Genomic DNA, 12,672 nt, shown 5'->3' on the forward strand with positions numbered 1-12,672 from the left:
CGCGCTCAGTGCTCGCCGAGCGCCCGGTCGACCGCCGCCGTGATCTCGCCCTGGTCGAAGTGGTTCTTGATCACGATCACCTCGGCGTAGGTGTCCCCGATCGCCTCGACGAACTCCTGACTCGTCAGGATCACGTTGGCGTCGTCGGAGACGTCCCGCACCGATGCGACGTCCGCAGCGACGACGGACGCCGACAGCCCGAGGGTGTCGAGCGCCTTCTCGGCGTTCACCTTGAGGATGCCGCTCGACCCGATGCCGGCACCGCAGATGGTCACGATCTTCACGCGGAGACCCCCATGATCGCGCGGACCTCGTCCGCCGTGGTCGCCGCCGCGATCCGCCCGGTGACGGTGGCGTCGTTGAACAGGTTCGCGATCTCGCCGATCGACTCCAGGTGGGTGCCGACCTCGGCCACCGCGAGCCCGAGCACGACACGGACGGGGTCGTTGTGCGGGTGGCCGAACGCCACCGGCGATGCGAGCGTCACGACCGCGAGTCCGTCCCGCACCACGGCGCCACCGGGCCGGGCATGCGCGAACGCGAGCCCCGGCGAGATGACGATGTACGGCCCGTGTTCCTCGACCATGCCGATCATGGCGTCGGTGTACTCGTCGGTGGTGGCGCCCGACGCGACGAGCGCACCGCCGACCAGGCGCATCGCGTCACGCCATGCGGGCGCGTCCGCACCGAGGAGGACAGCGGTGTCCGGCAGCGGTGGCAGTCCCATGCGTCAGGCCTCCTGGTACCCGGCCGTGATGGTGGCGATGATCTCCTCGCGGTCCTCGAGCGGCAGGAACGAGCCGAGCGCGGCGTTGATCTGGAACGCCGCCAGGTCGTCGAGGTCGTAGCCGAAGGTGCCGGCGAGCAGTGCGAGCTCCTTCGACAGCGAGGTGCCGCTCATCAGGCGGTTGTCGGTGTTCACCGTGACGCGGAAGCCGAGCTGGTAGAGCACGTCGAACGGGTGGTCGGCGAGGTCGTCGCCCCACGCGGCGATCGCTCCGGTCTGCAGGTTGGACGACGGCGAGACCTCGAGCGGGATCTCGCGGTCACGGACCCACGAGGCGACCTCGCCCAGGGAGGCCAGCGTCGAGCCGTCCCCGGCGTCGGACAGGGCGACGTCCTCGAAGATGCGGACGCCGTGTCCGAGGCGGAGCGCCCGGCCGTCGACGAGCGCGGAGCGGATCGAGGCGAGTCCGTCGGCTTCGCCCGCGTGGACGGTGACCGGGAACAGCTCGGAAGCCAGGTGGTCGAAGGCTGCGCGGTGGTTCGAGGCGGGGAACCCGGCCTCGGCACCGGCGATGTCGAAGCCGACGACTCCGGCGTCGCGGTGCCGGACGGCGAGTTCAGCGATCTCGAGCGACCGGTCGGCGTGCCGCATCGCGGTGACGAGCTGGCCGACACGGATGCGCCCACCGGCGGCGTCGACGGCTTCCTCGATGCCGACCTGTACGGCCTCGACCGTCTGGTCGAGCGTCAGCCCGCCCTGCAGGTGCTGCTCCGGCGCCCAGCGGACCTCGCCGTAGACGACGCCGTCGGCGACCAGGTCCTCGACGAACTCGCGGGCGACGCGGGTGAGCTGCGGTGCGGTCTGCATGACGGACGTGGTCACGTCGAACGTCTTCAGGTACTCGACGAGCGAGCCGGAGTTCGACTGGTCGGCGAACCACTGCCCGAGCTCTTCCGGGTCGGTGGTGGGGAGCGTGACACCCGCGGATGCTGCGAGCTCGATGATGGTCGCGGGACGCAGGCCGCCGTCGAGGTGGTCGTGCAGCGAGACCTTCGGCAGGTCGTTGATGACCGCCCCGGCGTCGGGCAAACGGTAGGTCGGGGCGTCGGCGCTCATTCCCCCAGGCTATCGGTGGTCACCGCCGCCGCGCAGGCACCTGTGCACAACCCACAACGGAAGACACTGGAGGCTCCCCACAGCTGTGCAGGGAGCCTCCGGTCGGCCGGGTGGCCGGGTTCAGGACCCGATGCGCTCGCGCACGATCGGACCACGTGCTGCGGCGGGAGAGTCCGCCGAGCCGATCGCCCACGCCCCCTCGAGCGACTCCAGCGCGCGCGGGATCCGCGACGCGTCATCGGAGTGCAGCGTCCACAGCGGCTGCCCCTCGGTCACGGTGTCCCCCGGCTTGACGTGCAGCTCGATGCCCGCACCGGCCTGCACCGGGTCCTGCGCACGGGCACGACCGGCTCCGAGCCGCCAGGCCGAGACGCCGAACGGCAGCGCGTCCTGCTGCGTGAGGACCCCGGACGTCGGCGCGGTCACGACGTGCTGTTCCCGGGCGACGGGCAGCGCCGCGGACGGGTCCCCGCCCTGCGCCTCGATCATCCGACGCCACGTGTCCATGGCCCGGCCGTCGGCGAGTGCCGCAGCGGGATCGGCGTCGGGCAGTCCGGCGAGCGTCAGCATCTCGGTCGCGAGTGCCACGGTCAGCTCGACGACGTCGGCCGGTCCGCCACCGGCGAGCACCTCGACCGACTCCCGCACCTCGAGCGCGTTGCCGATCGTCAGCCCGAGCGGGACCTCCATGTCGGTCAGCAGCGCCGAGGTCGCCACCCCGGCGTCGTTGCCGAGGTCGACCATGGTCTGCGCGAGCTCCTTCGACGCCTCGTACGTCGGCATGAACGCGCCGGACCCGAACTTGACGTCGAGCACGAGTGCACCGGTGCCCTCGGCGATCTTCTTCGACATGATGCTCGACGCGATGAGCGGGATGCACTCGACGGTGCCGGTGATGTCGCGGAGCGCGTAGAGCTTCTTGTCCGCGGGGGCCAGCCTGGACCCGGCGGCGCAGATGACCGCGCCGACGTCCTGCAGCACCTGCATCATGCGGTCGTTCGAGATCGACGCCTGCCACCCGGGGATCGACTCGAGCTTGTCGAGCGTGCCGCCCGTGTGCCCGAGTCCGCGGCCCGACAGCTGCGGCACGGCGACGCCGAACGACGCCACCAGGGGTGCCAGCGGCAGGGTGATCTTGTCGCCGACCCCGCCGGTGGAGTGCTTGTCGACCGTCGTCTTGCCGAGCGACGAGAACGACATCCGCTCCCCCGACGCGATCATCGCGAGCGTGAGGTCCTTGATCTCGCGCCGCTCCATGCCGTTCAGGAAGATCGCCATCGCCATCGCGGCCATCTGCGGGTCCTCGACGTAGCCGCGGGTGTACGCGTCGACGAGCCAGTCCACCTCGGCGGTGCTCAGCGCGCCGCCGGAGCGCTTCGTACGGATGAGGTCGACGGTGTCGAACGGCTCGACTGCCATGTCAGTGCTCCTGCTGGTAGGTGGCGAGGGTGCGCGGCCCGAAGGCGTCCGGCAGGACCTCGTCGATGGTGCGGATGCCGGAGAGCGTCTCCAGGAGCATGCCCTCGGTGGAGTGCTCGAACAGCAGCTGGCGGCAGCGCCCGCACGGCATCAGGGTCGCCCCGTCGCCGTCGACGCACGTGAACGCGACGAGCTTGCCGCCGCCGGTCATGTGCAGCTGCGACACGAGCGAGCACTCGGCGCAGAGCGTCACCCCGTAGCTCGCGTTCTCGATGTTGCAGCCGGAGACGATCCGGCCGTCGTCGGTGAGCGCCGCGGCGCCCACCGGGAACGACGAGTACGGCGCGTAGGCGCGCCGCATCGCGGCCGTGGCGGCGTCCCGCAGGGCGCCCCAGTCCACGTCGTCGGCCGGGAGGCCCGTGGCCGCGTCCGTCAGGTCGGTGGCGGTGACCCCCTGGTCACCCGCAGCGTGCGTGTCGGTCATGTGTCGTGCCTCCAGGCCGGTGGGTGGTCCGCAACACACCGGTGTTCGTCGATCGAACACCCGCGAACCGCGGTGCGGAGCACGAACACCGGTGTCTTGCGGAAGGGAACTAACTCTTGATGTAGGGCTTGCCGGACGCGGCGGGGCCGCGCGACTGCCCGACCAGGCCTGCCACGGCGAAGATCGTCACCACGTACGGCAGCATCAGCAGGAACTCGCTCGGCACGGGCGAGTCGATCGCCCCGAGCGTGTTCTGCAGGTTCGACGCGAAGCCGAACAGCAGCGCCGCGAGCGTCGCCTTGATCGGATCCCACCGGCCGAAGATGACCGCGGCCAGGGCGATGTAGCCGGCGCCCGCGGTCATGTCCTTCGTGAACGGCCCGACCGCGTCGAGCGTGAAGTACGCCCCGCCGAGACCGGCGATCGCACCGGCGAGGGAGACGTTCCAGAACCGGGTGCTCGTGACGTTGATGCCCACCGTGTCGGCGGCCTGCGGGTGCTCGCCGACGGCGCGGAGCCGCAGCCCCCAGCGGGTCTTGAACAGCCCGAAGGTGACCACCGCGACGGCGATGTAGGCGAGGTAGACGACGACCGTCTGCTCGAAGAACACCGGTCCGATGACCGGGATCTGGTGCAGCAGCGGGATCTCGACCTTCGGGAACCGGATGCCGATGTTGAGCGTCTCCTCGTTCGGGGAGAGCACCTGCGAGTACAGGAAGCCGGTCAGGCCGGAGATGAACGCGTTGATGACGACACCGACGATGACCTGGTCGACCAGGTACTTGATGCTGAACGCCGCGAGGACGAACGACACGAGCATGCCGGCGACGAGCGCGGCGACGAGGCCGACCCAGGGCGACCCGGTGATCGACGCGACCATCGCGGAGCTGAACGCACCGGCGAGGAACTGGCCCTCGATCGCGATGTTCACGACGCCGACCCGTTCGGAGATGACGCCGCCGAGGGCACCGAACACGAGCGGCACGCTCAGGCTCAGCGCGCCGAGCAGCAGGCCGGGGATCGGCAGGGACGAGCCGGCGGCGGCCCAGGTCAGGAACCCGACGACGAACACCACCGCGAAGACCGACGTGACCCACAGCGCGACCCGGCGGAGCGCACGCGTCTCGATGAACGCGTAGACCGTCAGGATCGCGAGCAGGACGATGACGACGATGCCCGTCCCGAGCGCGGGCAACGGGACGTTCGGCAGCGCGAAGAAGTCACCGGCGTTCGCCAGGCGGAACGTGGTGGTGCCGGAACGCGGCAGCAGGCCGAACAGCACGATCGCGATGAGCGTGAACACGCCGTACCCGATCGGGAGCTTCCAGCTCCTGGTGGTCTCGAGCGGACGGTCCGCGAGCGGCGACGCGGGGGCCGCGGTGGGGCTGAGGGTGCTCATGCGGCGACCGCCTTCTTGCTGGTCTTGTTCGTCTTCGTGCGCTTGCGGGCACCCGGCTGCGGGATCCGGAAGATCGCGCGGACGAGCGGCGGCGCCGCGATGAAGAGGACGATGAGGGCCTGGATGACCCCGACGATGTCGATCGGGATACCGTTGGCGGCCTGCATGGCGTAGCCACCGTTCTTCAGCACGCCGAACAGGATGGCCGCCCAGAACACGCCCCACGGCTTGGAACGGCCGAGCAGGGCCACGGTGATGGCGTCGAAGCCGATGCCGGCGTCGATGCCCGAGGTGAAGCCCGACGTGACGGCGCCCTGCACCTGGTAGGCGCCGGCGATGCCCACCAGGGCACCGGAGATCAGCATCACCCAGATGGTCAGCGACGGGACGCTCATGCCGGCCACGCGGGCGGCACGGGGGTTCTCACCGATGGTGCGGAACCGGAAGCCGAGGGACGACTTGTTGACGAGCCACCAGACCACGATGACCGCGATGATCGCGACGATGAACCCCAGGTCCACGCCGTACCGGACGCCGAAGAGCTGCGGCAGCAGGGCGCTGTCCTTCGTGGGGGGCGAGATCGGGTTGCTGCTGCCCGGGGCCTGCAGCAGGCCCGGGGTGCGGAGCAGGTAGCTGACCAGGTAGAGCGCGACGTAGTTGAGCATGATCGTGACGACCACCTCGTTCGCACCCGTCCGGGCCTTCAGCACCCCGACGATGCCACCCCACACGGCGCCGCCGACGATGCCGGCGAGGATCGTGAGCGGGATGTGGACCGCGGCGGGGCCGTCGAACGAGAACCCGACCCACCCGGCGGCCGCGGCCCCCATCAGGATCTGGCCCTGACCGCCGATGTTGAACAGTCCGGCGCGGAACGACAGCGCGATCCCCAGGCCTGCGGCGATGAGCGGCACCGAGTAGTCGACGGAGCGCGTGAGCGGCCCGATCGCCTGCTGGAACGAGTCCGCGCCGAAGTTGAACACCGAGCCCTGGAACAGCGAGGCGTACGCGCCGCCGACCGCGGTGCCGACCGCCTGGAGCATGTCCGTCGGGCGAGCGAAGAAGTACCCAGCGGTGGCACGGACGTTCTCGTCCGTCACCGCGATGAGGATGCCGCAGGCGACCAGCGCGAGGACGACGGCGAGCACCGTGACGAGCACGGAGCCGTTCAGGATCCCCTGCAGGGCGGCGTGCCAGCGGTCGCCGCCGGCGCCGTTGCGGCGCTCGGTGTCCGCTGCCGAGTCCGTCATCAGGTGCGGGGTCGACTCGACCTCCTGCAGACGGTCGTCGGTGAGCGGGGCGTCGGCGGTGTCGTTCGCCGCCGGGGCCGGCTGCTGCGTGTTGTCTGGCGGTGGGGTGGTCACGCTGCCAGCTCCGTTCCGGTCGTGGGTGTGGCGTGGATCTCGCCGGCCGAACCGGTCATGCGGCCAGCTCCGTTCCGGTCGTGGGTGTGGCGTGGATCTCGCCGGCCGAACCGGTCATGCGGCCAGCTCCGTTCCTTCAGGGATCTCCCCGGCCATCATGAGGCCGAGGACGTCGCGGGGGGTGGTCGCGGGGACGATGCCGACGATGCCACCGCGGTACATCACGGCGATGCGGTCGGCCAGTGCGACGACCTCGTCGAGCTCGGTGGAGACGACGATGACCGGCACACCGGTGTCGCGGGTGGCGACGATGCGCTTGTGGACGAACTCGATCGAGCCGACGTCGATGCCGCGGGTGGGCTGCGCGGCGACGAACAGCCGCAGTTCGCGGCTCAGCTCGCGCGCCAGGACGATCTTCTGCTGGTTGCCGCCGGACAGCCGACCGGCAGCGGTGGTGCGACCAGGCGTCCGGATGTCGAACTCGGCGATCTTCTCGTCGGCGAACGCGTCACGTTCCGCCGACCGGATGGTGCCGGCGCGGACGAACTCGGCGTGGTCGGCGCGGTCGAGCATCAGGTTCTCGGCGATGGTGAACTCGCCGACCAGGCCGTCCTCCTTGCGGTCCTCGGGGACGAAGCCGACGCCCGCGTCGAGCACCTGCTTGACGCTCCGGCCGGTGAGTTCCTTGCCGTCCAGGGTGATGCGGCCACCGTGCGCGGGCTCGAGGCCCATGATCGCCTCGGTGAGCTCGGTCTGCCCGTTGCCCTGCACCCCGGCGATGGCCAGGACCTCGCCGCGACGCACCGTGAAGGAGACGTCGTCGACGAGCACGATGCCGGACGGGTCGGTGACGGTGAGGTGCTCGACGACCAGGGCGTCGTCGCCACCGGTCGAGGGTTCCTTGTCGACCACGAGCGAGACGGCGCGGCCGACCATCAGCGCGGCCAGCTCGTTGTTCGTGGCTGTCGGCGAAGCTTCGCCGACGACCTTGCCGAGGCGGATGACCGTGATGCGGTCGGCGACCTCGCGCACCTCACGGAGCTTGTGGGTGATGAAGACGATGGCGGTGCCGGCTTCGCGGAGCTGGCGCATGATGCCCATCAGCTCGTCGGTCTCCTGCGGGGTGAGGACGGCCGTCGGCTCGTCGAACACCAGCACGGAGGCATCGCGGGACAGCGCCTTGATGATCTCGACGCGCTGCTGCACACCGACGGGCAGGTCCTCGACCTTGGCGTCCGGGTCCACGTCGAACCCGAAACGGTCCGAGATCTCCTGCACGCGCTTGCGGGCACCGGCCAGGTCGAGACGGCCACCGAAGGTCGTCTGCTCCTGCCCGAGCATCACGTTCTCGGCGACCGTGAACACGGGCACGAGCATGAAGTGCTGGTGCACCATGCCGATGCCGGCGCGCATGGCGTCACCGGGGCCGTCGAAGTCCTGCACCACGTCGTCGAGCAGGATCTCGCCCTCGTCGGCGTCGTACAGGCCGTACAGGACGTTCATCAGGGTGGACTTGCCGGCGCCGTTCTCACCCAGGAGGCAGTGGACCTCACCCGGCTCGACGGTGAGCGAGATGTGGTCGTTGGCGACCAGGGCGCCGAACCGCTTGGTGATGCCGCGGAGTTCGAGCTTCATGTTCGGGAGTCTATTTCTGTCTCGCGCGCGCCACGCGGGCGCACGCTGTCGCGTGCACCCTGCGGAAGCACGGTCTGGCGCGCACCCTTGGGTGCACGGTCTGGGGGTGCACCCTGGGGATGCACGGTCTGGGGTGCGCCACCTGGGCGCACGAGAACGCGGGCGAGGGATGCTCCCCCGCCCGCGTTCACCGGGTCAGGACTGGGTCTTGACCTTGATCGAGCCGTCGATGATGCCGGCCTTCACGTCGTCGAGCTCGCCCTGCAGGCCCTTGTCGACCTTGGACTCGAAGTCGTGGAACGGAGCGATGCCGACGCCGTCGTTCTTCAGGGTGCCGACGTACGGCTCCTTCGAGAACTTGTCGTCAGCCGCCTGCTCGACGACGTCCTTCACGGCCGGGCGCATGCCCTTCTCGACCGAGGTGAAGGCGATGTCCTTGTAGCGGGGGTCGGCCTCGTAGAGGTCGCTGTCCGCGCCGATCAGGACGGAACCGTTGTCGGCGTCCTTGATGGCCTCGGCAGCGGACTGGTAGATCGGGCCACCGACGGGCAGGATCACGTCGGCGTCCTGGTCGAGGAGCGTCTGCGCGACCGACTTGGCCTGCGTGCCGGCCTCGAAGCCACCGGTGAAGGAACCCTTGCCGGTGTCGACGTTCCAGCCGACGACCTTGACGTCCTTGTCCTTCTGCTCGTTGTAGTACTTCACACCGTCCGCGAAGCCGTCCATGAAGATGGTGACGGTCGGGATCTGCATGCCGCCGAAGGTGCCGACGACGCCGGTCTTCGAGTACGACGCCGCCGCGTAGCCGGCGAGGAACGCGGCCTGCGAGGTGTCGAACGTGATCGGCTTGACGTTCTTGGCGTCGATCGAGTTGTCGTCGATGATCGCGAAGTCGGTGTCGGGGTTCGCAGCGGCCTGCTTCTTCGTGGCGTCGGCCAGGTTGAAGCCGACGGTCACGACGAGGTTGCAGTTCTGCCCGATGAGCTGCTCGATGTTCGAGTCGTAGACGGTGGCGTCCTTGGACTCGGCTTCCTTGTAGGTGGCGCCGAGGTCCTTGGCGGCGTCCTTCATGCCCTCGTAGCCGAGCTGGTTGAACGACTTGTCGTCGAACCCACCGGCGTCGGAGACCATGCAGGGGCGGAAGTCGGTCTTCTTCGCCGTTTCGGTGGTGGACGGCGCCGAGGCACAGCCGGCCAGGACGGCGACGGTGCCGGCGAGCGCGAGGCCGCTGAGGACGACCTGTCGGGTACGAGATGTCACGGGTTGGTTCCTCCGGGGAGCGTGCCCGGACCACGTGCGTTCCGGGCGATCGTGGCGACAGTACACGACCGTCGGGTCGGTACAGGACCCGTTGCGGGGGTCCCGTGGATCGGTTACGGGATCGCGACCCCGCCGAAACGCGCCCGTAACGCGGGGTCGCCCGCTCACCCCCAGTTCGAGGGGTTTGTCGGTGGAGCGCTACAGGACGTCGCCCCGGCCGCTGATCTTCAGGGCATCCACGACACCCTTCACCCGCTGGGCGTTCGCGCTCGTGGTGACGAGCAGGGCGTCCGGGGTGTCCACGACGACGATGTCCTCGACGCCGATGAGTGAGATGAGTCGCTGGCTGTGCGAGATCACGATGCCGCTCGACGAGTCCGCCAGGATGCGCGCACCGTCCCCGAGCACCGCGAGGTTGTTCGGTCGCCCACCGGACTGCAGCTTGGCGAGCGAGGCGAAGTCGCCCACGTCGTCCCAGTCGAAGTCGCCTGGCACGACGGCCATGCGACCAGCAGCAGCAGCGGGCTCGGCGACTGTGTAGTCGATCGCGATCTTCTCGAGCGTGGGCCAGACCGCGTCGACGACCGCGCCGCGCGCCGAGGTGTCCCAGGCGTCCGCCAGCTCGTTGATGCCGGCCAGCAGGGTCGGGTTGTTCCGGCCGATCTCCTCGAGCAGCACGTCGGCGCGGGCGATGAACATGCCCGCGTTCCACAGGTACGTGCCCTGCTCGACGTACGAGCGGGCGGTGTCCAGGTCGGGCTTCTCGACGAACGACCGGACGGCGTGCGCGGTCGGTGCGCCCTCGATGTCCAGGGTGTCGCCGTGCGCGTGGATGTAGCCGAAGCCGATCGCGGGCTCCGTCGGCGTGATGCCGATGGTCGTGACGTAGCCGGCGCGTGCGACGGCGACGGCTTCGCGGACCGAACGGCGGAAACCGCGTGCGTCGCCGATGACGTGGTCGGCCGCGAAGGACCCGATGACGACGTCGGGCTCGCGGCGCACCAGGATCGCCGCGGCCAGGCCGATGGCCGCCGTCGAGTCCTTCGGCTCGCTCTCGAGCACCACGTTGTGGTCCTCGACGCCGGGCAGCTGCGACTCGACCGCGACGCGGTGCGCACGGCCGGTGACGACCATGATCCGCTGGTCGCCGGCGAGCGGCGCCAGGCGGTCCCAGGTCTGCCGCAGCAGCGAGGTGCCGGAACCCGTCAGGTCGTGCAGGAACTTGGGTGCGTCCGCGCGCGACAACGGCCACAGGCGCGATCCGATGCCCCCTGCGGGGATGATCGCGTAGAAGTCTTCGAGAGCGTCAGCCACGCGCTCACCGTACCGCCCCCGCCGGGCGGATCCTGGGTGGTCTCCGCACGATTCCCGCATGCGGCCTCCCGCGGGACGCCGTCCGGCGTCCGCACCGGAGGGCGTCGCGTTGTTCACCCGGCGCGCGCGTCCCGTTCACGTCGTCGGCCCCGTCGGGTCACGTCACGCCCGGAGCATGGGCAGCACCATGAGCGCACGCAGCGTGGAGCGCGGCACGTCCCCCCGGACCGTCGCCGTCGTGACCGAGAGCTTCCTGCCCACCCTCAACGGCGTGACCACGAGTGTCCTGGCGGTCCTCGACCACCTGGAACGACGTGGTCACCGCGCGGTCGTGATCGCCCCGGACACCCCCGGACTCGCGCAGTTCCGCTCGCGCAGCGCCGTCGAGCGCTACCGCTCCTTCGACGTCCACCGTGTCCCCGCCGTCGCCTACCGGCAGTTCCCGGTGGCGCTCCCCCATCCGGTGCTCGACACGATCCTCGCCGCCTCCGGCGCCGACGTGCTCCACGCCGCGAGTCCGTTCCTGCTGGGTGGGCGCGCGATCACGGCGGCCGGGAGGCTCGGCATCCCCTCCGTCGCCGTCTTCCAGACCGACGTGGCCGGGTTCGCCCGCCGCAACGGCCTGACCGCGACCGTCCCGTTGGTGCGGAAGATCCTCGGACGCATCCACGCGGGCGCCTCGCTGACGCTCGCCCCGTCGAGCGCGACGGCCGCGATGCTCGCCGAGGACGGCGTGCCGCGCGTCGCCCGCTGGGGTCGCGGCGTCGACACCGAACTGTTCCACCCCGCACGCCGGACGTCGGGGCACGTGCGCGCGCTCCGCCGCCGGCTCGCCCCGAACGGCGAGACGATCGTCGGGTACGTCGGTCGGCTCGCCCCGGAGAAGGAGGTCGAGCGACTCGCCGAACTCGGTGGTGTCCCGGGCATCCGGGTCGTCGTCGCCGGCGGCGGTCCGTCGCGGGCGATGCTCGAGCGGCGGCTCCGGCACCTCGACGTCACCTTCACCGGCCCCTTGCGCGGCGACGCCCTCGCCGACGCGTACGCAGCACTCGACCTGTTCGTGCACACCGGTCCGGCCGAGACCTTCGGGCAGACCCTGCAGGAGGCCCACGCCTCCGGCCTACCGGTGATCGCACCGGCGTCCGGCGGCCCGCTCGACCTGGTCGCCCCGGGGCTCGACGGGGAGCTCTACGACGCCGACGCACCCCAGGCCCTGCGGCACGCCGTCCTGCGGCTGCACCACGACCGCGCCCTGGCCGACCGGATGGGTTCGGCCGGTCGGCTCCGCGTCGAGGGGACCACGTGGGAGGCCGTCGGCGACCAGCTCCTCGACCACCACGACACGGCCCGGACCATCGGCGCGCCGCCCGTCGGACGGGGCCTCCGGGCAGGTCGGGACGAGAAGGTCAGCGCTCGCGCATAGGATGGGTCGTGTTCCACACGAACACGAACGGCAAGGGCTCGCCGATCGGGCGAGCCCGTCCTATGGAAGGACGAGCTCATGGCTGAGCACACCGGCGGGGGTACGGCGACGGCGGTGCCCGACGTCTCGATCGAAGCGCCCAGGGCTTCTCGGACGCCACAGGGCACGCTCTACCGCGGATCCATCGGGATGTGGTCGTGGGTCCTCCACCGCATCACGGGCGTCGCGATCTACTTCTTCCTGCTCGTGCACATCCTCGACACGGCACTCGTGCGGCTCTCCCCCGAGGCCTACAACGCCGTCATCGGCACGTACAAGACCCCGATCATGAACCTCGGCGAGATCGCGCTGGTGATGGCCATCGTGTTCCACGCGTTCAACGGCCTGCGGATCATCCTGATCGACTTCTGGTCCAAGGGCCCGAAGTACCAGCGGGCCATGTTCTGGATCGTCATGGTCCTGTGGGCGGTGGCGATCGCGGGCTTCCTGCCCCGCCAGCTCATGAACCTCGTCGCGGACTTCAACTGAGGG

At 70.2% G+C, this 12,672-nt stretch carries 12 protein-coding genes; 2 read left to right on the forward strand and 10 right to left on the reverse strand.

Annotated elements, in window-relative coordinates; all coding sequences use genetic code 11:
• Positions 1–5 precede the first annotated feature (5 nt).
• The 10 genes from ITJ50_RS00530 to ITJ50_RS00575 form a co-directional block, all read right to left on the reverse strand.
• The gene (locus ITJ50_RS00530; protein ID WP_017888750.1) at positions 6–284 is read right to left on the reverse strand and encodes a PTS sugar transporter subunit IIB; all 279 of its coding nucleotides are present in this window, start codon (positions 282–284) and stop codon (positions 6–8) included.
• Positions 281–727 (reverse strand): PTS sugar transporter subunit IIA, encoded by a 447-nt coding sequence (locus ITJ50_RS00535; protein WP_140448904.1) that lies wholly within the window; start codon positions 725–727, stop codon positions 281–283. Before ITJ50_RS00535 ends, ITJ50_RS00530 begins: the two co-directional genes overlap by 4 nt.
• Positions 728–730: 3 nt before the next feature.
• Positions 731–1,843, reverse strand: a complete 1,113-nt coding sequence (locus ITJ50_RS00540) for an adenosine deaminase (RefSeq protein WP_194589689.1) — start codon at positions 1,841–1,843, stop codon at positions 731–733.
• A gap of 120 nt (positions 1,844–1,963) precedes the next feature.
• Entirely contained in the window at positions 1,964–3,262 is a 1,299-nt protein-coding gene (locus ITJ50_RS00545) for a thymidine phosphorylase (protein WP_194589690.1), read from the reverse strand.
• Position 3,263: 1 nt separating this feature from the next.
• Positions 3,264–3,746 carry a cytidine deaminase gene (locus ITJ50_RS00550; RefSeq protein ID WP_017888746.1) on the reverse strand — a complete coding sequence of 161 codons (483 nt, stop codon included), beginning with the start codon at positions 3,744–3,746 and terminating at the stop codon, positions 3,264–3,266.
• 109 nt (positions 3,747–3,855) lie between these two features.
• On the reverse strand, positions 3,856–5,145 hold the full coding sequence (locus ITJ50_RS00555) for an ABC transporter permease (RefSeq protein WP_017888745.1): 1,290 nt from the start codon (positions 5,143–5,145) through the stop codon (positions 3,856–3,858).
• Complete coding sequence (locus ITJ50_RS00560) at positions 5,142–6,509, reverse strand: ABC transporter permease (RefSeq protein ID WP_194589691.1); 1,368 nt, start codon at positions 6,507–6,509, stop codon at positions 5,142–5,144. Before ITJ50_RS00560 ends, ITJ50_RS00555 begins: the two co-directional genes overlap by 4 nt.
• A 114-nt stretch (positions 6,510–6,623) precedes the next feature.
• Complete coding sequence (locus ITJ50_RS00565; RefSeq protein ID WP_017888743.1) at positions 6,624–8,144, reverse strand: ABC transporter ATP-binding protein; 1,521 nt, start codon at positions 8,142–8,144, stop codon at positions 6,624–6,626.
• 195 nt (positions 8,145–8,339) lie between these two features.
• Complete coding sequence (locus tag ITJ50_RS00570) at positions 8,340–9,404, reverse strand: BMP family lipoprotein (protein ID WP_017888742.1); 1,065 nt, start codon at positions 9,402–9,404, stop codon at positions 8,340–8,342.
• A 198-nt stretch (positions 9,405–9,602) separates the two neighbouring features.
• Positions 9,603–10,718 carry a mannose-1-phosphate guanylyltransferase gene (locus ITJ50_RS00575; RefSeq protein ID WP_017888741.1) on the reverse strand — a complete coding sequence of 372 codons (1,116 nt, stop codon included), beginning with the start codon at positions 10,716–10,718 and terminating at the stop codon, positions 9,603–9,605.
• A gap of 187 nt (positions 10,719–10,905) precedes the next feature.
• Here ITJ50_RS00575 and ITJ50_RS00580 point away from each other — a divergent pair, with 187 nt between their 5' ends.
• Entirely contained in the window at positions 10,906–12,141 is a 1,236-nt protein-coding gene (locus ITJ50_RS00580) for a glycosyltransferase family 4 protein (RefSeq protein ID WP_042538921.1), read from the forward strand.
• A 78-nt stretch (positions 12,142–12,219) separates the two neighbouring features.
• Positions 12,220–12,669 (forward strand): succinate dehydrogenase, cytochrome b556 subunit, encoded by a 450-nt coding sequence (gene sdhC / locus ITJ50_RS00585; protein ID WP_017888739.1) that lies wholly within the window; start codon positions 12,220–12,222, stop codon positions 12,667–12,669.
• The last annotated feature ends 3 nt before the right edge of the window (positions 12,670–12,672 follow it).

The organism is Curtobacterium sp. VKM Ac-2889 (genome assembly GCF_015350855.1).
Lineage (GTDB): Bacteria > Actinomycetota > Actinomycetes > Actinomycetales > Microbacteriaceae > Curtobacterium > Curtobacterium poinsettiae.